The sequence below is a fragment of the Paracholeplasma vituli genome, assembly GCF_025446935.1.
In the GTDB taxonomy this organism is placed as follows: domain Bacteria; phylum Bacillota_I; class Bacilli_A; order Acholeplasmatales; family UBA5453; genus Paracholeplasma; species Paracholeplasma vituli.
Window position 1 is genome coordinate 1 of record NZ_JAOEGN010000003.1, and the last position, 23,931, is coordinate 23,931.

The 23,931-nt window shown below is 31.1% G+C and carries 22 protein-coding genes; all 22 read left to right on the forward strand.

Annotation, left to right across the window (positions count from 1 at the left end; translation table 11 throughout):
* Positions 1–891: DNA (cytosine-5-)-methyltransferase (dcm, locus tag N7603_RS01915; RefSeq protein WP_262095638.1), on the forward strand; the 891-nt coding region annotated here is incomplete at its 5' end.
* Between the two features lie 35 nt (positions 892–926).
* Positions 927–2,003, forward strand: coding sequence for a phage replisome organizer N-terminal domain-containing protein (locus N7603_RS01920; RefSeq protein ID WP_262095639.1), 1,077 nt, complete (start codon positions 927–929; stop codon positions 2,001–2,003).
* A gap of 159 nt (positions 2,004–2,162) precedes the next feature.
* Positions 2,163–2,663 carry a hypothetical protein gene (locus N7603_RS01925; RefSeq protein WP_262095640.1) on the forward strand — a complete coding sequence of 167 codons (501 nt, stop codon included), beginning with the start codon at positions 2,163–2,165 and terminating at the stop codon, positions 2,661–2,663.
* 275 nt (positions 2,664–2,938) lie between these two features.
* The gene (locus N7603_RS01930) at positions 2,939–5,467 is read left to right on the forward strand and encodes a DNA cytosine methyltransferase (protein WP_262095641.1); all 2,529 of its coding nucleotides are present in this window, start codon (positions 2,939–2,941) and stop codon (positions 5,465–5,467) included.
* A 3-nt stretch (positions 5,468–5,470) separates the two neighbouring features.
* Positions 5,471–6,673 (forward strand): hypothetical protein, encoded by a 1,203-nt coding sequence (locus N7603_RS01935; RefSeq protein ID WP_262095642.1) that lies wholly within the window; start codon positions 5,471–5,473, stop codon positions 6,671–6,673.
* 15 nt (positions 6,674–6,688) lie between these two features.
* Complete coding sequence (locus N7603_RS01940; RefSeq protein ID WP_262095643.1) at positions 6,689–7,096, forward strand: hypothetical protein; 408 nt, start codon at positions 6,689–6,691, stop codon at positions 7,094–7,096.
* A gap of 129 nt (positions 7,097–7,225) precedes the next feature.
* Positions 7,226–8,182 carry an SMEK domain-containing protein gene (locus N7603_RS01945; protein WP_262095644.1) on the forward strand — a complete coding sequence of 319 codons (957 nt, stop codon included), beginning with the start codon at positions 7,226–7,228 and terminating at the stop codon, positions 8,180–8,182.
* Entirely contained in the window at positions 8,172–8,393 is a 222-nt protein-coding gene (locus N7603_RS01950) for a hypothetical protein (RefSeq protein WP_262095646.1), read from the forward strand. The genes N7603_RS01945 and N7603_RS01950 overlap by 11 nt, the downstream gene beginning before the upstream one ends.
* Positions 8,378–10,150: a DUF2326 domain-containing protein gene (locus N7603_RS01955; protein ID WP_262095648.1), complete on the forward strand. Its 1,773-nt coding sequence runs from the start codon at positions 8,378–8,380 to the stop codon at positions 10,148–10,150. The genes N7603_RS01950 and N7603_RS01955 overlap by 16 nt, the downstream gene beginning before the upstream one ends.
* Before the next feature lie 19 nt (positions 10,151–10,169).
* Positions 10,170–11,579 carry a hypothetical protein gene (locus N7603_RS01960; protein WP_262095649.1) on the forward strand — a complete coding sequence of 470 codons (1,410 nt, stop codon included), beginning with the start codon at positions 10,170–10,172 and terminating at the stop codon, positions 11,577–11,579.
* A gap of 223 nt (positions 11,580–11,802) precedes the next feature.
* The gene (locus tag N7603_RS01965) at positions 11,803–12,666 is read left to right on the forward strand and encodes a competence protein CoiA family protein (RefSeq protein ID WP_262095651.1); all 864 of its coding nucleotides are present in this window, start codon (positions 11,803–11,805) and stop codon (positions 12,664–12,666) included.
* Positions 12,667–12,801: 135 nt separating this feature from the next.
* Positions 12,802–13,431 carry a hypothetical protein gene (locus N7603_RS01970; protein WP_262095652.1) on the forward strand — a complete coding sequence of 210 codons (630 nt, stop codon included), beginning with the start codon at positions 12,802–12,804 and terminating at the stop codon, positions 13,429–13,431.
* Between the two features lie 4 nt (positions 13,432–13,435).
* On the forward strand, positions 13,436–14,191 hold the full coding sequence (locus N7603_RS01975; protein ID WP_262095654.1) for an Abi family protein: 756 nt from the start codon (positions 13,436–13,438) through the stop codon (positions 14,189–14,191).
* Between the two features lie 23 nt (positions 14,192–14,214).
* On the forward strand, positions 14,215–15,903 hold the full coding sequence (locus N7603_RS01980) for a hypothetical protein (RefSeq protein WP_262095655.1): 1,689 nt from the start codon (positions 14,215–14,217) through the stop codon (positions 15,901–15,903).
* A gap of 33 nt (positions 15,904–15,936) precedes the next feature.
* Entirely contained in the window at positions 15,937–16,932 is a 996-nt protein-coding gene (locus N7603_RS01985; protein WP_262095656.1) for a DUF4365 domain-containing protein, read from the forward strand.
* Between the two features lie 185 nt (positions 16,933–17,117).
* Positions 17,118–17,606, forward strand: a complete 489-nt coding sequence (locus N7603_RS01990; protein ID WP_262095657.1) for a hypothetical protein — start codon at positions 17,118–17,120, stop codon at positions 17,604–17,606.
* A gap of 232 nt (positions 17,607–17,838) precedes the next feature.
* On the forward strand, positions 17,839–18,345 hold the full coding sequence (locus N7603_RS01995; protein WP_262095658.1) for a hypothetical protein: 507 nt from the start codon (positions 17,839–17,841) through the stop codon (positions 18,343–18,345).
* Positions 18,317–19,645, forward strand: coding sequence for a DNA modification methylase (locus tag N7603_RS02000; protein WP_262095659.1), 1,329 nt, complete (start codon positions 18,317–18,319; stop codon positions 19,643–19,645). The genes N7603_RS01995 and N7603_RS02000 overlap by 29 nt, the downstream gene beginning before the upstream one ends.
* 3 nt (positions 19,646–19,648) lie before the next feature.
* Positions 19,649–20,764, forward strand: a complete 1,116-nt coding sequence (metK, locus tag N7603_RS02005) for a methionine adenosyltransferase (RefSeq protein WP_262095660.1) — start codon at positions 19,649–19,651, stop codon at positions 20,762–20,764.
* The gene (locus N7603_RS02010; protein WP_262095661.1) at positions 20,754–21,026 is read left to right on the forward strand and encodes an HNH endonuclease signature motif containing protein; all 273 of its coding nucleotides are present in this window, start codon (positions 20,754–20,756) and stop codon (positions 21,024–21,026) included. Before metK ends, N7603_RS02010 begins: the two co-directional genes overlap by 11 nt.
* 43 nt (positions 21,027–21,069) lie before the next feature.
* A complete protein-coding gene (locus tag N7603_RS02015) occupies positions 21,070–22,506 on the forward strand; it encodes a DUF5677 domain-containing protein (RefSeq protein ID WP_262095662.1) in 1,437 nt (478 codons plus the stop codon).
* The gene (locus N7603_RS02020) at positions 22,503–23,603 is read left to right on the forward strand and encodes a hypothetical protein (RefSeq protein ID WP_262095663.1); all 1,101 of its coding nucleotides are present in this window, start codon (positions 22,503–22,505) and stop codon (positions 23,601–23,603) included. The genes N7603_RS02015 and N7603_RS02020 overlap by 4 nt, the downstream gene beginning before the upstream one ends.
* Positions 23,604–23,931 lie beyond the last annotated feature (328 nt).

The window sequence follows — 23,931 nt, forward strand, 5'->3', positions numbered from 1 at the left end:
TGCACAGATATTTCGTTAGCAGGCTCAATGAAAGGAATGGATCGTAATTCAAACACAGCATCATCACTTTTATGGGAAGTTGAAAGATTGTTAATCACATCTAAGGAATCAGAAGAATTGCCTAAATATTTACTTATGGAAAATGTACCTATGCTGGTATCTAAGAAATTCATTCATAGTTTTAATGAGTGGTTATTATTCCTTGAGTCATTGGGTTATAAAAACTATTGGCAACAATTGAATGCTAAAGATTATGGCGTTCCACAAACTAGAAATAGGGTATTCTTAGTGTCAATTATAGATCCCAAATACGAGTTCGAATTTCCAAAAGCATTTCCACTTGAGAAACATCTTATCGATTATCTTGAGCCAGTAGTAGATGAGAAGTATTTCATAAGCGAAGCATTCTTGCTATATTGCACGGATCCAACAGATAGAAATGGGTTCATTAGAGGCAATAGGTTTAAACCACATGACACTACTAAGAGTAGATACGCATTTACCATTACAACAAGAAAAGGGTCAACACCAACAGATAACTATGTTATCGTTCCAGAAGCAACGCTAAAGGGCTATAAAGAAGCTTATTTAGGCGATGGCATCTATATCAATCGTCCACATCAAAAACGTGGGTGTGTCCAAAAAGGAAAGATTCAAACCATAAAAAGGACAGTCAGTGATTTAGGTGTTATTGTCGAAAGAGATAAAGCGCTTATGATACGTCGAATTACCCCTAGAGAATCACTAAGGTTGATGGGATGGACAGATGATAGAATCGATTTAATAATCGATAAATTCTCAGATGCTAGGCTATACACATTTGCTGGTAATGGTATCGTCATCGATGTACTTTGTGAAATATTCAAGGAATTATTCAAACATGGTATTTAATCGTGTATTAATCAATTTGGTTCAAGGTGGTATCTATGAGAAATGATAAAAGAAATGAAATATATTATTGGATTAAACTCCGCCAGGACCTGATGCAATCAAAGGAAATGAAGCTGCTAATGCGCCAACCAGATGGTGGTTGGTATTTTAGCATATATGTCTACCTTATCATGTTGTCAATCAACTCCAATGGAAGACTCATCCAAAAAGTAAATGAGATGGAACTAATTTATGATCTCACAACCATTACCCAGGAACTCATGTTCTTTAAGATTGATACCATTAGAGTTGCGATAGATATGTTGATGAAAATAGGTTTGCTTTATGAAGATGCATCAAACATTATTTGCATAACAGGATTTGATAAACTAGTCGGTTCAGAAACTGGTTGGGCAGAAGTTAAACGGAAGCAAAAGGAAAAACAATTGATGGAAGATGGCGTGGAAAAAGTCCACGCTATTGTCCACGGTAATTTCCCCCCAGAGTTAAGAGATAAGAGTATAGAGTATAGAGATAAAAAAATAGATATCAAATCAATCGATCAGAATGATAGAAATGATAAATATGATAAATATGATAAAGTCACTTTTTCAAGTGAATCAATTATCAATGATTTTCTAGAAAATTTGAAAATCAATCAGTGGCATGAAGAGTTTTCAAAGTCACATGTATTAACAAAATACTTAGTATACTCAAAATACCTTGAAGAAGGAGATATGGATAATCTATTAGCTACGAATGCTTTCTTTGATAATTATTTAAAAACAACTTATGAGTTTGATGAACTGAAGAAGCATGTTCAGTACTTTCTATTCCAGTTTAGGAAACTATCCCAAACAGATAAATCAAAGATTAATAACAAACTAGGGTATTTAACAAATGCGATCAAAAAGAATCAACGAAGTATTGAATGGAGTAACTCATCTGAGTTAAAAGAACTCTTAAAATTAAACGAGACAATCCAGGCAAAACTAAAGAAAGAATCAATTGCGATGTTTCCGGTTGATGAAGTGAAACAACAACTCTATTGTAAAGAACACTACCTAGTACGTTACAACGAAGAAATGAAGCAGTTAAGACAAACATTTGATAAGAAGTGTTCTGTCAGATGAGTAGTGAATATTTTATCAGATGTGATGACTTATCTATGATAAAACCGATATTAAGAGTGATTTTTATCAACATTATTTTTGGAGAATAAAAACGTATGAGTTTTAATTGATTTCAGTAGAACATATAGTATAATCGTCTGTAATTGGAGGAGTGATTACATGAATAATTGTAATGGGAGTTTAAATGAAAAACTCGTTATATCAGCAACCAACTTTGCAAGAAGATTATTGAAAGTAGATGATGCACTATGGGTGTTCATCAACGATGGGGATATGTTTAAGTCAATCAATCATTCTGGTCTTTTCGAAAAGGAAATGTTTGTAATCCGGTACAATCGTGATTGGCTTAGGACTGCACAAACTGATAGAATTATCAAATGTGCATTCCATGAAACATTTCATTCAGTTCAATACTCAGCTGTGATTGGATATGGTATGGGAGTTAAAAATAACCTATTTTCAGATGATGAAATGACGCAAATGATTCATGAATTTAAAGCGGAAAACTACGATGATTCAAGTGACGAATGGGGTACACACCTAGTTGAACAACAAGCAGAAGGGTTCGCACAAGAACTCTATGAAAAGTTTATTAACGAATTCAAAAACATTGAAGTTTTTGTTGATAGATACTATGAAATGTATCCGAATATTGAATAAGTTGAATATTGATGTCTCTGATGATGATGAGTGATCATAAACTTTAAGGTGCTTTAATTTTAATTAAAGGTAGAATTACAAGGGCTTTTGTGATACAATTTATCTAATCAATAATGCATGTTTATGATGTCTTAAATAGGAAAATTGACACCCTTTTCAACTAGTTGAAAGAGTGGAAAAAAAGTGGAAAAAGCATGAAAAAATCTACTTTGAATTAAATAGCGAACTTACAGAATCATTAGTAAAATAAAGTGCTTTGAAATGGAGTGATTTGGATGAAATCTATTAAAATAAAAAAACTGAGTGATAAGCCACTAACATATATCAGTCTATTTAGCAGTGCTGGTGTTGGATGTTTTGGGTTCAAACAAAATGGTTTTGAGTGTATTGCTACTAATGAACTGATTGAAAGAAGATTAAATATTCAAAAAATTAATGATAAATGTATTTATAAAACTGGATATATCCAGGGAGATATCACTTCTGTAGAAACCAAGAATCGAATCTTTAATGAAGTTAATTTTTGGAAGAAAAACCATGAAATAAGTGAGCCAGATGTTGTTATTGCAACGCCACCATGTCAAGGGATGTCTGTCGCCAACCATAAAAAGTCAAAAAATGAAATTGAAAGAAATTCATTAGTAATCGAATCAATTCACGTTGTAAAGGATCTTAAACCTAAAGTTTTTATATTTGAAAACGTAGCAGCGTTCTTAAAAACTGCTTGTATTGAAGATGAAACAGTCATGTCGATATCTGATGCAATTGATAAGAACCTTTCTGATGATTATACGATTCAATCTAAAGTCATCAACTTTAAAAACTACGGATCAAACTCAAGTAGAACTAGAACACTTGTAATAGGAGTGTTAAAGAAATATGTAAATGAGTTTTCTCCTGAAGAGTTGTTTCCAGCATACCAAAAAGAAAAAAATCTTAAAACAGTAATCGGGCATCTGCCAAAACTTACAAAGATGGGTGAATTTGCAAAAGATGATTTTCTTCATTCTTTCAGAATATATGATGAAAGAATGAGACCATGGATTACGGATTTAAAGGAAGGTCAATCAGCTTTTGATAATGTTGATCCACATAAACGTCCTCATCAGGTTTTAGAAGGAATAATTGTGCCAAACAAAAATAAAAATGGTGATAAATATACTCGTCAATGTTGGGATAAGGTTGCACCATGTATTCATACACGTAATGATCAGTTGGCAAGTCAAAACACAATTCACCCTACTGATGATAGGGTATTTAGCATAAGAGAATTAATGAATATAATGGCTATACCCAAAGAATTCAAATGGTTTGAACAGGATTTGAAAACATTAAACTCGCTTACTCAGGATGAAAAGTCAAAGTTATTAAAGACACAAGAAATTAATATAAGACAGTCATTAGGTGAAGCTGTGCCAACAGGTGTGTTTTCAAGTATTGCGATAAATATTAAAAAAGTATTGACAGGCAATTCTTTAACTTCGAAAGAAATCACAGAATTAATAAAAGATTGGAAATTATTTGAACACCGTAATTTAATGGATTTCTTAGTAAAGAACCAGCAAAAATACAATGTAAAGACATTGGCTACGATTGCTGAGTATGCTAACGCAGCTCGAGAAAAAAATTCTGCATATTATACTGATAAAATGTTGCTACACAATATCTACTCGATACTACCAGTGTTTGAAGGAAAGTCTATAATGCGTGTGTTAGAGCCATCTGTTGGAGTTGGATCTTTCTTACCATTAGTTGCTAAAAAATACTCACATATTGAAGAAATTATTGTTGATTGTGTGGATATAAGTGTTGAGTCCATGGAAGTTCTAGAGTTTCTCATACCACTGTATAATCTAGGCGAAAATGTAAAAATAAATCTGATAGCCAAAGACTATTTAAAACATAAAATTATTGAAAAATATGATTTGGTTATAGGCAATCCCCCTTTTGGCAAGTTAACAACAAGCAAAAGTGATATAACAAAAGACTATCACAATTTGAAATCAAAAAACCTAGCATCGTATTTTATTGAAAAAAGTTTAAAATACTCTGATAATGTAGTAATGATTATGCCAAAAAACATATTAAATACATCAGAATTTGATGAAACAAGAAAGTTCATTTCACAGTATAACATTAACAATATTGTTGATTTTGGAGAATACGGATTTAAGGGTGTTCTTGTAGAAACAATATGTTTGTCAATTAACACAACACTTAAACCAAGTAAAACTATTGTTACGTCTTTACCATTGGATATATCTAAAACACAGAATCAATCATATGTAACATCTAATAAGTACCCATATTGGATAATTTATAGAAATGATTATTTCGACAACTTTATAAATAATCTTGAGCTGAATGTGTTTGAAGTATTTAGAGATAGACAATTGACTAATTCAAATATGAAATCTTTAGGAAGTGATAAAATTCGGGTTATTAAATCAAGAAATATCACAGATGATGGTCAAATTATTGATATTGACAATTATGATGCATACATTGATAGAACTGCCTTAAATACTTTTTCAGTTGCAAAGTATTTGGATGATGATAATGTATATTTAACTCCAAATATGACGTATAAAACCCGTCTAATGAAGAAACCAAAGAATACTGTCGTTAATGGATCTGTCGCAATTTTAATACCAAAATTCGATAAAAAACTTACGAATGAGGATATGAAATTTTTCTCATCAAATGAGTATAGAGAGTATATGCAGATAGCGAGAAATTATCAGACAAGAACATTAAATGTTGATAATAATAGCATATATTTTTACGGAATCAGAAAGGGGTAAATAATGAGACTAATCGATGGAGAACACTTAGATACTTTATTGGGTGAAAGAGATTTTGATATTAGAAAAAGTCATAATGCTCGTTGGATTGATCAAAAATGTACCCCTGATGTCGTAACTATAATTGCAGATTGTATTTTAGAGTTTTTATCAGATAAAGAAGATGATACGATTTTTACTTCTATGGACATTTGGCATAATGATTATACAGTGCAAAATGTATTGGATATTTTTAAGAAACCGAGTCCCAAGGAGAAAAGTGCTAGAAATGAGTATGATAAATTTTTCCAACAACCAATGGGGATGTTTTCATATGCAGGAGTTTTAGAAAAACACAAAAAAGGAAATAGAAATTTTTATAAACTTAGCGAAAAAGCTTTATTAGAGGAAATATCATTAAGTGAACGTAATGCGTTAAAATTCCTAATCAAATACATCACAAAAGTCTTATGTGACTCAGATATATACTACCTTTTTGAAGAGTTTTTCAGACTTCAAAACAAGGATGCATATAATAATTTAAAACGGGGATTTACATCTTTTACACAAGCGTTTACACCTATAAATGGCGATACAGAGGTTTGGAGAATTTTCATCAAAGTTATTAATCCACTAGCATATAGCAAAAACTCTGCAGGTACTGAAAGAGGTATGCTATCTAAAGATTTAATAACTTATGATATGTTAATGTATAATCGAGATAACTTTAGAGACATATATCAACGAAAACCCAAAGGTATCACTCGTGGGTCACACGTAACCCCATCTTTACCGAGAGCAAAATATATACAGTACTTAACCGATAAAGCAATGAAGAATGTCAAACTTATAAATCGCTTTTACAATTTTGGTCTCAGTGAAGTTGCTGGAGATGATGAGCTTGCAACTGAAGCTCACCACATTTTTCCTCGATCTGATTTTCCACAAATTGCTTATTTTTTAGAAAATTTAATTAATTTAACACCGAATCAACATCGAAACCATGCACATCCAAATGGAAACTATTCTGTAATTGACAGAGAATTTCAAAAGATATGCTTAATTGCGAAATTAGGAACCATTAGAAAATCAATTGAGAATAATTGGGGAGATTATGATTTTAATAACTTCTTGTTTGTTGCTGATACTGGTTATAGTACAGATATATTTTCTAAAATTGCTACATTTGACTACGATAATGTTATCAGCAAGATCAATTTAATATAAGGGAGTGAAATTGATATGGCAAAACTCATTTATACGACTAGAAAATCAATTGTATTTAATAGTTTATCTGAAGTATATGAAACCATTGGAATACTAACATCTGGGAAGTACACCATGTTGAAAATTGAACAGAATCAATTATCTGGAGCATGGGGGAAAGAGGGGAGGATTATTATTTATAGTAGTCCACATAAATTTCCGAAACCTATTTCAGATCGATATAGTGCAGGTAATGGGAGAATATTGTACAGAGTAAATAGCAATGCATTCGTTTTAGATATGATTTCGAATCATGGCTTTACCATAGTTCCAATCACGTCAACCGGGAAAACAGCAAATGTTAATCCTCCATCGTATATTGAAGGTTTATCTTTTGTACCTAGTGCTTATCAAGCAGACTTCACAAGAGGTTATAATAAATAATCTTCATAATGAGTATTACGAAGTAAATCTTGTTGATTTGCTTAATCATCATCTTAATTTATATATTCACTTTTATTGAAATTAACGATACAAAGTTATAGCAAAAACTAGAAAAGAGGAATCATGCATATGAAAAGAGAGAAAAACTTAAAAAGAATCGCTGAACTTTTAGCATGGATTCAAGCTAAAGTTCAATTGTTTAACAAATTACATTATCTTGACATTAACATTTCCTCTGAAACCTTTTTTGCGGATCTCCTTAATTTGGTCATGGATCTAAACTTTTCTAATCTTAATCAGCAAAATATGAATAATCCTTATGCAGATTTGTATGATCAAATGAATAATATTTATTGTCAAGTTACATCAGAAAAGACATCTGGAAAGATTAAGGAGTCAATTGATGGAGTTGAGAGTCTAGTTAGTAGCGATAAAGACTCCAGACTTATTATCTTTTTACTGACAAGTAAACCTAGATTTACAACAGATTTTGTTACTAAAAAAATTACATTTTGTAAAGACAATGACATAATAGATATGTCGAAACTTTTGCATATAATAAGTACCAAAGATAATGCTAAAGTATTAATTATCAAGGAATACTTAGAGCATAATCTTGATGCAATAAATGAAAAAGAGAAGACGATATGTAGTGAAGATGAAACAATTATTCAAATTATAGATTATTTATCTAACACGCAAACGTTATCAGATGAAATAGATTCTATTATTGATCCACATGATAAAATTAATAGAAGATTTTCAAGTTATGCCGAATATATTAAGGATGAATATAAAGACTTGTATGTTGCATATGGAATATCATTGAGTACTGTGTATGGAAGCTTAATCAACGATGAAATAAAGAGAGCAATTCATAACAGGTATTTAAAAACACTAAGTGTGAAAGCGTTAGAAATATGTCAAAACAATCCAAAAATGGCATTAGATAACTTGGTTATAGAATTAAATAATGTTATTTCATCAAATGGAAGAAATTATGATAAAAGTGCTATTAGATTTTATCTGGTGGATCAAATAATAAAATGTAATGTATTTCCAAATGAGGTAAAATATGCAAATTGACAAGCAAATTGCTGAACAATCATCATCCTATGTAGGGTATTTGATTCTAAAGGTTTTGAATAAAAGGCGTGAATGCACGATTTATGATTTATATGATTCTTTAAATAAGAGTATTAATCTTTCTAGTAGACAGTTAATGGCAGGAATGATTTTTTTATTTTCTTTAGGCTTATTAGAATTTTCGGAGGCGAAATTATGGTTAATCAAATGAAAAGAGTTAAATTATTAAAATTATACTCCGATAATAATATATTTGAGCCAGTTGACTTTAAAAATGGACTAAACATAATATTGGGTGAGAAGTCGGATACTAAAACAACTTCAGGTAGTAAAACTAACGGAGTTGGTAAAACCATCTTAGCACAGTTCATTGATTTTTGCTTATTTGCAGAATATTCAAGCTCGAGAGTAAGTAAAATACCAAAAGATATTCTCCCAGTTGATGAGAACATTAACTTGGATCTTATGATTGGATCGGCAATATATACGATATCTAGAAATAGAAAAAATGAAAAAACCCCAGTTATAACTATTAATAATCAAAACCTTATATTTCCCAATTTTAAACAATCATTACAGTATATATCGAACATCGTTTTTGAAGAATCAAACCTTGATATTTCTCCATCTTTAAGGTCACTGCTTTCAATATTGATAAGGGATGAAAACTCAGAGTTCAAAGATATAGCTAAACCGTTCGATCTTAGATTAAGAATACCTGAAGACTATGCACCACATCTATATTTGATGAACATTTCACTGATTCAGTATAAAGATGCTGTGGAGAATCTCAAAAGAATTAAATCTTTAATTGAGGTTATTAACAATGAGAAAAAAGAATTAACTAATAATAATCAAAAAGATATATCATTTGTGAAAGCTGAATTGAATGAGATAAATAAAGATGTTGATATCATTGGAAAAGCACTTGATGAGTATAAAACAGCAGATAGTTACGAGATTATAGAAAAAGAGGTCTCAGAGCTTGAAATAGAGATAAAGAGATTAAGTTCAGAATTGAAAGTTTTGTATTATGAAATTAAAAAAATAAATTCTATGCCGAAAATTGAACAAATCCCCTCGGATGAAATTGAAATTCTGTATAATTCTTTCATAAAAAACTTAGGAACATTAATTGTAAAAAACTTAGATGAGGTTACACAGTTCAAATCAAAAATTGAAGTATTTCAAAGATCTTTACTTGAAGAAAAACGAGTAGATATTCAAAAGCAGATTGAAATTTTAAAAAATGAAAAGAATCAAATTGATATCCAATATTCTCAAAGAATGAGACTACTTGATACTAAAGGTGTGTTTCAAAATTTAAAAACCACTTTAGGACTTTATCAAGAAAAGAAAAACACAATGCTGAAAACACAAGTTTTACTACAAAATTATGAAAAACATGTTTCAGATAAGAAAAAACTTGATGAAGACAAAATAAGACATTCGAACGAATTAGATGAACTTTTTAATAAAAATGTCAAAAGTATAGAATCATTTCAAAATACAATACTATCAATTCATGAGTATATAATGGGTAATCGAGAATGTTCATTTGGAATTGACACAAATACGAAATCTCGTACAAATCCTGTTAGCGTTAATTTGAGAATTCATGACGACGGAAGTCATGGTATAGATAGAATTAAAGTATTTATATACGATATAAGTCTACTATTTAACGAGTTGACCAGAACAAGACATCCATTGTTTTTACTTCATGACAATTTATTCGAAACTGATCAGAACACTAGAATAATGAGTTTAAACTATATTTATGAAAAGACAGTTGAGCATGCAGATGATTTTCAATATATCGTGACCTTAAATAAGGACTATCTGTTTTCTGATAATGGTGTTGATGCTAAATTACTATTTAATTATGAAGACTATGTGATAGCTACTTACACAAAAGAGAATAAGTTCTTAAAAAAATCTTACAAAGAGATTAGCAAAGAAAAATAGAATCTAGGGGGATGATTATATGGACAAAAATCAAAATGCGATTGTTAGTATAAACGGGAGCATTACATTAATGGAAACTAGTATTATTTCTGCTTTAGAATATCTTGGCTTACCAAAAACAGAAATATTTTCTGATGTAAAGCAGAGAATTACAGTATTCAAGAATATTGAAGATGTTCTCGTCCTTTTAGATTCAAATATTAAAAAGGATTCCAGATATATATCAAAATTTTTTGCAGCTGTATCGGCCGGTTTATTTGATGCAGCATTGAATTATTTATGGGATGAAACTATTTTGCAGTTAAGAAATCGTGTTTCTCAGTATGATATAGAATACTTTTTCGACTGTGCAGTGAAGACAGAAAAAAGATCAAAGCTAAAATCAATTGAGGATTTGATCAAAGTAGATGATTCAGAGTTGTTGATAGGTTCTAAAGAAATAGGACTAATTAGTAGTATTGGGTATAAACTTTTAGAAGACATCAAGTTCATGAGAAATTGGGCAAGTGCCGCACATCCTAATAACTCAGATCTTACGGGGTTGCAACTAATAACATGGCTTGAGACTTGCATTAGAGAAGTTATCTGTTTACCCCTTGAGAACATAACAGTTAGAATTAATACTCTTTTAGAAAATATTAAGAACAGCGCTCTTAGTAGCAAAGAGTTGGACAATATTGTAGTTTTTTTTGCAGAACTAACATCTGAAAAAACAGGAGCATTAGCAAATGGTTTCTTTGGGATATTCACAAGAGGAGATGCCCCACAACACTGCATTGATAATGTTTTATACCTTGCTCCTAAATTATGGCCTTTGATTAGTGATGATGTAAAAGTTCAGTTTGGAATTAGATTTGCACAATTCGGAGCAAATGGTGATAAGGATAAACAGAAACTATCTCGTCAGTTTCTTGAAGTATGTAATGGATTACAGTATATTCCTAACACAATAAGAGACTCAGAGATAAATGAACAACTTGCCGCTTTAAGAAGAGTACATGAAAGCTTTGATAATTTTTATAATGAAGGAATGTTTGCAAAGCAACTTGTAAATATAGTTGGTGATAAACTCCCAAGTCAGATTATAGATAGATATGTAAATACGATTGTTTATGTGTTTTTATCGAATGGATATGGTATTGCTTCAGCAGCAGACCCTTATTATGAAACATTAATATCTGGTTTTGATTCTAGAGCAAGTATGAAAGCTATTGTATCTCTCATTAGGGATGACGTTGCATTAAAGTTAAAAAATAGAAAACTATGTCGGATGCAATTTATTAGACTAATTGAACTTGTATTACCAAAAATAACAGCCCCAATGTTCAAAGATTTTATTGATAAATTACTTAAAATGGATTTGGCAACTGCTTCTACTGATGATAAAGTAAAAAAACAAATAGACCTAATGCGTGTGTACATTAAATAAGTGTATTTCTAAACACACTGTTTTGATTATGTCAAGTTATACAGATGTATATCATAGAGAAAAAATCTAGGTAAATGAAGAATTGAAAGTGAAATCAGTTTGTTACATTCTGAATAATGGAGATTTGTGAATAACATTTTCTTAATGTCACATTCTTTATTAAAAAAAAACGATTGGTTAAACTGAGTTGATTGAGTTGTTGCAGAAAGGATAACGTAAATAAGTGGATAATTTATGGACTGAAAGTAGTTTTCATGACAATATTAAAAATATGGTAGCACAGATATGTCGAAAATTAGGCTATGCAACAAGAGAGGAATTCAAGGGTAAAGATTGGCGTGCTGATGTTTTTGTGTTGGCAAATGGCATAAAATATGCTTTTGAAATTCAATCAAGTATTCAGTCTGTAAGAAAGACTTTAGAGAGACAAGCTAAATATATTAGAGATGGTGTTATTGGATGCTGGTTGTTTGAGAAAGAACCAAAGCAAAAAAATGAATTAGAAAATCTTCCACTATTTCGATTAAATAATAATAATGATAATGTAACCGTATCTATTAAAGATAGAAAAGAAATTTCATTAGAAGTCTTTATCAAAGATTTTTTGCATGGAAATATAAAGTTTTGTAGTTCACTTAATCCTTTAGAGTTAGAAGTTAGATTTATTAAAATGGATTGTTGGAAATGCAGACACGAAAATCACATATACTACATTGGGGATTTGATTACACCATGTAATGCAAAGATATTCTTTGGTGACATTGAGATGTGGATTTCAGAAAAATTAATGTTTACACCTGAAATTGTAGAAAAAGTTCTAGACCACGCTAAAGTAAACAACAAACTGAATATGGCAACGATAAAAGAAAGATATAGTAATACGGTTGGAAACACATATTTATCCTTTGGGTGTTCAAAGTGTGATAGTATCTTTGGAGATTGGTTCGTTTTTGAAGCCATAATTGATACATGGTATGGCGATGGAGTAGTAGATAAAATGATGATTTCAAAAAAAGAGATTCCAGTCGATTTAAAGAGCGAAACACCTCATTGGTGTCATCCAGGCGAGAATGACTTTTGTGAATAATCAAGAATAAGTGAACTAATTCAATAATCACTGTTTGTGATGTCTCAAATGAGAAAAAGTTATACTTTAATGAGTAACTTACGGTCGATATTAGGAAATATCGAGCAAATCACAAGTTGACTCAGGGGAGGAAAAATGGGGGCAAAATTAGTTAGTCACAATGAAAGTAAAGAAGCGAGACAAAGAGCTACCAAATTAATAGAAGAGGTAAGAAAACACTCTAAGATTAAAGGACACTATAAGTTTAATCATAGATTAATTGGCTCTGGGAAAAGAAGATGTATTGTAAAAGATTCTAATGGGAAATATGATTTGGATTATCAAATCATTTTAACAAAGAATTCAAAACAAGGTGATTCTAAACCTACTCAAATTAAAGCTGACTTTCTTCAAGCTTTTTCGGACTGTAAAAATCAAAACGAGAAAGTTGAAAACTCAACTACAGTTATTACTGTGAGAACGTCTAAAAACCAGGGAACTTTCGATGCGAGCAAAGAAAAGTTCTCTTTTGATTTTGTAATAATCAGTATTGATGAATCAAAGAGAATAAGACGAAATGCTCCTAATGTTTATACCTGGGTTCAACTCCCTAGTAAAAACTCCTATATATATGAAAAATTCAAAGGATTATCAGCAGATGATCAAAGACTCCTACTTGAAGAATGTATTATCCCAAGAGTAATTGCAGAAAAAGATAAACACGAATCAGATAGAATCTCCTCAGTTCATATCTTCTATGAAGAAGTTAATAATCGTGTGGAGTAAACTTATGACAAAAGACGAATTAATGAAAAAACTATATTTCGATCCAAATAGTGATGAAGAATATAATGATGCGGAATTTTATCTGAGAGTTAAAGGAGTTGCTTTTCATCAGAAGATTATGAATCATCTTGGTGTTGATTTTAATGATGACAAATCAATAATTGAATGGTCAAAGGTAACAGCATTACTACGTTATGATAAAAAGTTGAGAAATAAAATCTACATTTATATAGCTACACTCGAAGAATATATACGAGCCTATTTAAGTAACAAATACGAAGATAATCCTATTCAACCTTTTTGGAAAGATGGAAGATCACCTCGTTCGAAAGTTAAAACAAGAATTATTGATGGGAAAAGTGTTTCAGAAGTACTTCAATCAATAGATTTTGGTGACTTGTTAAATCAAATTAAAAACATTCCTGCAGAAGACATAAATGAGATGTTTGATTGTACAATCGATATTCATTCAAATCTTGATGCTGTAAGAGAGTTAAGAAATGCAGTTAGTCATCATGCCTTTCTAATGGTTTATAAATTTAACACATGTATTGTTGAGGGCATTAGAAATAGTTCTCTGGAGCATAATATCAAGAATTTAAGACAACTACTACCTAGAGAATATAGATATGGGAAAAAGGGTAGTGGTGGAATTACGGCAGAGATTGAAGCTTGTAAGTATGAGAAAACTAATGTCAATAAAAAAGAAACAAGACAGCTAATGAAGTTAGATACTAGGGATATAGTTAGTATGATTTAATATGAATTGGGAGGAGAATGACCATGGGAATGCTAGAGTTGGTTTTCAAAAGCAAGTTTTCACTAAAGTACTATGGTACTAATGATATTGCGACCGGATGGCATATAACTACACTGTTAGATAATGAAAATATGTTTAAAGAATATTTAACTCTCTCCGATTACCAAATTGAGTCAGAAGACAACTTACGTGATTATTTAACATTATCAACTATATGCGAATATCATGAGATTGTTTCCCAATTAAAGAATGATTCTGACAAACCAAGACTGAAAGAAATAATTGATTTGTCTAAAGAAACATTGAATAAATACGAACAACCGCTTAACCAAATCTATGATTTGATCAATAAGAGTTATCATTCACTACTAATAAAAGACAATGATGATTTTAATCGACATGAGTTTTATGATATTGTTTTGGATTATATCTATAAACAGCATGATCGAGTAAAAAGAGATGTATTCCTTTTTATAGAAAATGAGCATTGGGGATATATCATCAACAATTTCAATAATTGTCTCAGCTATTATAAGCAGCATACTAATGAACTTGATAATTTATTACAAAAGATTTTCTTTGAAGAAGAAAAACATCCTTACTCCAATCTAATTGAGTTGTTTTCTAATTATAAAATTCATTTTTTCCAGGAAGTATTTAAGAAATATGTCAATATTCTTTGTGATAAAGCATTAAGTCTGCTAAAAAGCATGAACGAGGATAATTATATAAATGTTTATGCTTATAGTGAAGATATAATAAAACTTGCCAAACAATACGATTTAAGAAAAAGGTTAAGTGATTTTGATAGATTGAAACCAATAATCGATAAAAATTATAGTGCTTACATGAAAAAACATGGGAAAGTTTTCGAACAAAAAATTCCTATTAAAGAAGTAATTGACAAATTACGTGATGAGTTAAATTCTCAGAGAGTTGCAAGTAATATCACTATATTAGGACTGACTCATACAAGATTAAAAAAGGCTTTCGGATATGAGGCTTCGATTAATACAGTTTTTGATTTACCGAAATCTATCATTATGGATAGCATACGGCATATTGGATTAGAATCTAATTCCATATTCACTCCGTCAGTACAAAATCAAATACGATGGATGTTTGGTTTTCATGATCATATACTTGGTGTTATTATTAATGATAAGGATTTATCCAATGTACTATACAATGTTACTTCAAAAGTCTTGGAAATGATTTGCAAAGAATATAGCTTAGACTATTTGGATTTGAACAATGAGTTAAATGGCATAATTGATTCGATTGTTTATTTATTTTCAATTGATGATAATTATCCATATTATAGAACTTTCTGTTTTGGATTGTCTCAAAATATTTGCTCTTATATAGAAAAAATACTTCGTAAAGTTTTTATGGAGAAGTATGATAAAGAGGTTTTATACATTCCTGAATCTCAAGTTACACTAGGGAAACTACTTGATTCAGAGCCCATAATTAACATTTTTGGCAAAAGACTCACATCAATAATAAGGTATGAACTACATTTCATTGAAGAAAATGAAAATGGAGTTCGCAAGATTATTGGAATGAACCTGCGCAATAAACTAATGCACAATAACGATATTGATTATGTTAATGAAATACATATGGGTCTTGTGACTCATCTCTTTCATTTGTTATTGACAATCATTCATCAATTGGAGACGACAATCATCAAATTTGATGATGAATAACTATATAAAATCATTTCTTTAGGAGATAATTTAATGACTAATACAAGAACTGTACCAATTAGAAGTAAACAACACGAAATCAATGATATAGGAACCGCAATTTTTCATTATGCAATCTCAAAGCATATGGTTACAAGAAGCATCGAAAAGAATGACTATGGAATTGACGAGTTGATTGACATTGTAGATATTAGTGATGTTAAGGGAATGTATACTCAAAAACTGCCAGGTCAAATCATAGCAGTTCAATTGAAGAGTACTACCAGGAAATCGAATAGTTTGAGACTTAAAAACTCAACGCTTAATTACCTATTTTATAATAATATCCCAACTTTTCTAGTGAAAGTTGATGTTAAATCAAAAACATATTCCTTTGCTAATATACGAAAGCAAGTCCGAAATAATTGGGATTTATTTATCGGTAATAATCCTTTTTCGTTAAAACTAAACAAACGTACTGAAGGTGAAGATAGAGAGCATCTACTTAAGGTAATCGAAAATAGATATTTGAAAAACTCTGGAACATCAAGTAGAGATTTAGATTTAGATTATCTCCTATGTAATGCCAGTCTATTGATGGAGTTTAGTGAAGAGTTAGATAGATATGAATTTGAGATGGATGTTATGATTTTTTTATCAACATTTAACTCTCATTTATCTTTTTTAAGAGATTCGTTAAGAAATAACAATGATTTGGGTGTCACATATGGAAAAGTAAATTCAAATGCAGAATTAATCCTGATTTTGTTAAAAGAGACTGCTAGTAATTTTTATAGATGCCAGTCAAAAAAGGATGGTTTAGATTTAAGAGAAGGATTGATATATCAGGAACTAGCAAACATGCATTTAGCACTTGAATTATTAGTAAAGGTGTTCTCTACTGAAAAGAATTATTGGTATTATAAATATGGGTATAGAATGGATTCAATATGGCCACACAATCTAATAATTAGTTTCAATGAATTTTTCGGAAGCATCACTACTATTGTAGATTTAGGTAAACTAGTTAGAATTTCTGAAATGAAATAAAGAATTGATGTTAGCAATTTTTTAATAATTCATTCAATAACACCAGTTTATGAAGTCTCAAATAGGAAAAACATATAACACTGTGGTTACTGAATAGCCATTTAGTGGTAAAATCAAGTAATTCACAAAAAAGCAAAAACCATAACAAATTGGACTTATTAAAGTGTTTAAGGTGAGGTTTAAATATGACAAGGAACAAAGCTATCGCAATACGAATCGTAATCTATATCGCTATTTTGTTATTACCGATTGGTATGCTCATTGGTTCACTAAATGGCATTCATCAACTGAATAATTCAAAGTCTATTTCGATCATATTTGACTCCATTAGGTTTATTAATGATGATTCATCATACTACCTTCTGAAGGATTCTGATGGCAAAACGTATGAGATTGAGACCCATTACCAGCATGCATTTGATTATGATGATTTTTTAGAAAATGTTGAAAACGGCCAAGAGTTATCTATCTCTTATGTTGGAACAAGAACACTTTTAGAAGTTAAAGATGCGACTCAAACATACTTGAGATTAGCAGATTCTACAAGTTCACTTAGGCAAACATATACTTTTTTTATCATTTTATCGCTATTGCTATTTACGACAATTGCCGTTTTAGAAGCATATGAGTACTCCAAATGGATGAAAACAGAAGCTTACGACAAACTTAGATAAAATAGTAGTTATATAGAATCTTGCACATTTGTAAGTCATATAATTAGTGACAATTCAAATAGTAAGCACAAAACTGATCAGAGATGATTGGTTTTTTTATGCTCTGAGCCAACCTAGCAGATTATCATTGATGCGGTAAAATGCACGTGAGCTGGTTATACACCTACTGCACAAGCAGTGCGAGAAATAGTCGTAGTTCCTCAAGAATCAGATGAAGAAGTGAGGACTGATGATGAGAAAGGATAATTATCAAACATGGAAAAATGATGGTGTCTTACAATCAAAACTAAAACTCATCAAAGAACTAGCGAGTAGATCATGTGGTATGGGTGTCATTGCAACTGAATTAGGAGTTTCAGAAAACACATTGTATTCTCTTAGGAAGAAATATAAGGATGTTGAGAAATCTTACGAAGACGGAAGAAACATGTTAAAAAAATCACTTCTTGAGAAGATGTTTGAACGTGCGATGGGATTCACTATTGTGAATGAAGACCAAATCATTGAACAAACACCAACTGGGACAAAAAAGAAAGTGATTAAACAAACAAGAACGATTCTTGGTGATATGGGAGTTGCACGATATTTACTGATCATCAATTTTGGTAAGGAATATAGTGAAAAGAAGTATGAACTAGAGCTGTCAGAACAAAAGGTTCTAGAACGACAAAAAGAAAATGATTGGAAACCAATGGAAATAGGAGATATCAATGCAACTAATAAACAAGAAGATAAGTGATTTAAAGGAATACGAGAATAATCCCAGGGATAATACTGCAGCTGTTGATGCAGTAGCAAACTCCATCAAAGAGTTTGGATTCAAAGTTCCTATCATTGTCGATGGAAACAATGTTATCATCGCTGGACATACAAGGTTTAAAGCAGCAATCTCATTAGGACTTGAAGAGGTTCCTTGTATTGTTGCCAATGACTTAACACCAGAACAGGTCAAAGCATTTCGTTTGGCCGACAATAAAGTTGGTGAAATTGCATCTTGGGATTTAGATAAATTGAAACTAGAATTAGAAAACATCGATGGACTAGATATGTCTCTTTTTGGATTTGAAGTTGATGTTGAACCTGATGAGGTTTTTGAAGATGATTTTGACCCAAATGAACATATACCGGAAACACCTCTCTCACAAATTGGAGATATCTATATTTTAGGTAATCATCGATTAACCTGTGGAGACTCAGCAAAGGAAGAAGATATCAAACGACTTGTTGATGGAAAGCAAATTGATTTAGTACTAACAGATCCTCCATACAATGTTGATGTTGGGGCTAAAGGAGATGGTAATGAACAATTCGATAACAGAAGAATTAAAAATGATAATATGCCATCGGATGATTTCTTAGCATTCTTAGTAAAAGTTTTTAAGAACATGAGAGAAGTCCTAAAAGAAGGCGGTTCATATTATGTCTGCCATGGTTCAAGTACATTGGTCGAGTTTGATAGAGCACTCCAACTCAACAACTTAAAACCAAGACAGCAACTTATTTGGAATAAGAATTCACTTGTTCTAGGAAGACAAGACTTCCAATGGAGACATGAGTGTATCTATTATGGATGGAAAGAGGGTAAAGCACATTATTTCATTGATGATCGTACAATCACAACCGTTATTGATGCACCAAGCTTAGATTTCAAATCCATGAAAAAAGAAGAACTCATACAAAGATTAGAGGATGTCTACTCACTTAAAAATAGTGTTTTGAACCACGACAAACCGACAAAAAATGATTTACACCCAACAATGAAACCTATCTCATTACTGGCTGACTTGTTAAAATACAGTTCAAAAGTTGGTGAAAATGTCATGGATCCATTTGGTGGTAGTGGTTCGACTTTAATTGCATGTGAAGAGTTAAAGCGAAATGCATTTCTCAATGAACTAGATGAAAATTATGTAGATGTGATCGTAAAAAGATATATCAAATTAAAAGGTAGTACTGAAAACTGTTATCTCATAAGAAATGGCATCAAAGAGCCACTATCGGATATTGAAGTATTTAAACATACAAAGGAGATTGATTAGTCTATGATAAAGACAAGCGAGTCCGTATTTAAAGGACATCCAGATAAAATCTGTGATCAAGTAGCAGATTATATTCTTACGAAGTTATTGAACCAAGACAAACACACTCGAGCTGGTATTGAATGCTTGATTAAGGATGACCTATTTGTAATTGCAGGAGAGGTAAGTACTCAAGCAATCATTGATTACACGAAGACTGCAAAGGACTGTCTAGATCTCATCGGACTAAATAGTAATGAGTTTCACATCCTGGAGAAGATTAGTGTTCAATCAAGCGATATTGCTCTTGGTGTTGATAAAGGCGGTGCTGGAGACCAAGGGATTATGTATGGTTATGCAGAAAAAGGAACTGAAGAATTAATGCCCTTACCGATTGTATTATCAAGAAAACTAGCTAGAAAACTAGATAATCTTACAAAAGAGTTTTCCACAATTTTATCCACATTCTTTGGAATTGATGGTAAATGTCAAGTCTCTGTAGATTATGATAAAGAAGTTCCAAAAAAGGTAACCATAGTCGTGGTTTCAATCCAAACGAAACCAGGAATCCCAAGAAGAATATATGAACCTTTAGTGCTCTCTTGTGTATATGAAGTCATTCCAAAAAGACTAATCACAAATGACACCAGAGTCCTTATCAATCCTACTGGAGAGTTTGTAAAAGGTGGATCATATGCAGATTCAGGACTTACCGGCCGTAAACTTCAATGTGATAGTTATGGGGGTCTAGCATTACACGGTGGCGGTGCTTGGAGTGGAAAAGATCTTTCAAAAGTAGATAGAAGTGCAAGTTACTATGCAAGGTATATCGCAAAAAATATAGTTGCAGCTAATCTAGCAGAAAAATGTGAAATAGGTATTGCATATGCTATTGGTATAGATAAACCTGTGAGTGTTTCAATAAATACATTTGGCTCATCTGTATATGATGAAGAAACTTTATTAAGACTGATTCATAATGTGTTTGATTTTAGACCTTCATCAATCACAAGAGAAATCGGAGTATTTGATTTCTTTGAGCTTGCATCATATGGACACGTCGGAGTTCTAATAGATACTCTGCCTTGGGAAAGACTCGATAAAGTCGATATCCTTAAAGAATTAGCAAATGACTATTAAAGAATTTTACTCATCATCGGCTTGGCAGAAACAACGAAAGTATAAGATGATGGTAGAAAATTATAAATGTAAAAGATGTGGTGGAGTTGCAATTGATGTTCATCACAAGACAACACTTACAGAAGCAAATGTTCATGATTATGAAGTATCAATGAGACTTGATAATCTCGAATGTCTATGTAGAAAGTGTCACAACCAGGAAACACACAAAACTAAAGATGATTATATGTTTAACGAAAAGGGAGATCTTATAGAAAAATAGGGTCTTTTTTTGTTATAATTATATTATAAGTGGGTGGGTAATAATGGAAAAATTAAAACTTGAAAATTATAAAATGAAAAAAGGAGTATTAGTTGCTCCATTTAGTGAACTACCAGGACTACGCCTTGGAAACTGGACATATCAAAGACTACCATCTTTTTTTTGGTTTGCACTAATTTTAAAAGAGTATGACCATTCTGATGGATTGGAAATATGTGGAAAGATAATTAAATACATTCATGATACTCACAAATTAGAGTTTCCACTATTTTCAGAAATATTAAAACTAGATGAAACTCAACAAGTAGATATTTTTGTGTATGTAACTACGCTAGTAGAACCTAAAGTCCTTTATCCACTCACATTGATATTTTCATATTCAAAATATCCTTTTTTTGCGAAACATTTCTATGATGATGATTTAAACATTGATAGGAAAAAGGTTTTAATGGAACTTATAAAAGATACGTATGACAATCAAAGTGAACTATCTTCCGATTTAAGATTCTTGATTATTTGGAGTGCAGTAGTTGCAAATAAAGTCAAGTTTATGAGAGGTTTATCTATAACTGAAGCGTTAACGAATTATCCTTACACACCACATTCAGATGATAACATGAGATTATGGAGACCATCCGTAAGAGCAACTGAACTTGGTTTGCAGGACATTATAAGATATGACAGTGACTTTAACATGTTTTTTTGGAAGGAGATGAGCGAAATGACTCAATGTGAACTATTTGTATTTCATTATGAGGAAAAAGAAAATTTTGACGAAGAAAAATTATATGTCGATAAATGCAAAAAAATAGCTGAATATTATAATGGTTTGTTTCAAAATTTTCATCCGTTAGATTCGAAAATGGAAGTATTAATATCAATATATGGGTATTCCTATAAAAGAATGTTAGAACTTGTAGAGCATAATTTATTCAATCAAATCTCTGGAAGAAGCATAGTGAGAAATATTATCGAAAACTATATTATGATTAAATATCTTGTGCTTGAGGAAACTAATCACCCGAATATATGGAAAGAATTTGTCTCATATGGTCTAGGACAACTAAAACTTATACTTTTAAAATATAAAGATAAAAGTAGAAACATTCCTGTAGACTCTCATTTTAATGTTGACTATATAGAATCAATTTTAGACTCAGAAACAGATGAAAAATTTTTAAATCTTGATACTAGATATTTTGACAAAAAGAACATTAGAGAGAAAGCAATTAGTGTTGATGAAAAAGATTTATTTGATTTCTATTATGATTATGACTCTCAATATGAACATGGGCTTTGGGGCGCAATTAGAGAAAGCATATCTGTTTCATGTAACACAGCAACTCATCAATATCATCACACAATTGATTATGAAAACAAGCAAAATTTGTCATCAGTTTGGAATGATTGCAAAAAAGTAATGGATAAAACTATTATCTACCTGAATTCTATTTACCCATTACCAGAAAAATTTATATGAAAAACAAATATATAGTAAGTTTAATCGTTGAAGTTCAATTAGAATATTTAACAGTATTAAAGAATATCCGTGAGATTATAACGAAAGACAACATTTATTTATTGATGGATGAGTTAAAACACTTCTGGATAAAAAGAGAAAATAAAATTGAGTTCATAATTGAGAGCATACTGGATAAAAGTAACATAACTTACTTGACTACCGCAACTGTTTTAGACTTATCAGATGGGGACCAATACCCATTTCTATTATGCGGAGAGTATCACATTTTTGATGATCCACTATTTTCTCATCTAGAAACAGCAAATCAAAAACTTGATAAATACAGTGATTTCATATATGAAAAGGCAATATTGTCAATTAACGATAACATTGAAATAATTGAAAAGTATTCTGCAATATTGTGGGTCATACCAATAAGATTGCTCTACTCTCAAATTAATCAACAACAGTTGAAAGAAAATATGGAAAACATATTTGTTTCAATGTTCGATGGAATAGGCGATATTAGCGAATATTTTTCAAAATGTGAATCTATTGAAGATATTGAGAAATACTTCAAAACTAGTTTCGTTAATGCTATTCACCTAACTTCTAGGGAAAATAATAGCATGACATTAAGTGAAAAAATTAATCTAGTAAAGCAAGAAAAAAGTGTACAAAAACTTGGTGCTCCTAATGATGCTGTTATGTTTTTTATCACACTAGGGGGCTTAATAGGACAAGCGATTGACATAATCTACACATCGGTTGCTTCAAGACTAATACCGTATATAAGATATGATCCTTCGTATTACACAATAATGTCAATAATTGGCAACTTTTCTAAAACAGACAAAGAATTTTCAGATTTGGAAAACAAAATTACTAAGTATCATTTGGTCTCATATTTTTTTGAAAATGATGATTTCATGAATTTTGATTTATTCTTATTCAGTGATACAATTGAAAAACTAGGTATAAGACAAAAAATTGACACCTTAATGATTGATATAAATCAACAAGGATCTCTAAAAAAATACCATACCGAGTTAAATGAGATTCTAAACACATTGAAAGATGAATTGACTCCCCCCATTCCAAAAAGAATCGATTAATAATCCACACCGAACGCCCCACCTCCAAAATACGTGGGGCAATTTTTTTGGAAAATCGAATTTCAGTTTCAATCAAAACTTTTAGACTAGCGATTATTGCTGGTCTTTTTTCATGCTAAAAATCATAACTGCACCCCCTATACCGCAACAATAAAAACTTGAGTAAACTTTGTATGCTCTGAGCCAACCTATGACAAATGTAAGCAAGCGGTATAATCACCATAACGATGGATAATTGAAGTCAAAGAAACAGAAACCCAAGTGGTAAACAGACATCTAAATAGGCTCATTCCTACCTCTGACTCGCACTCCAAATGCTTTTCATGTA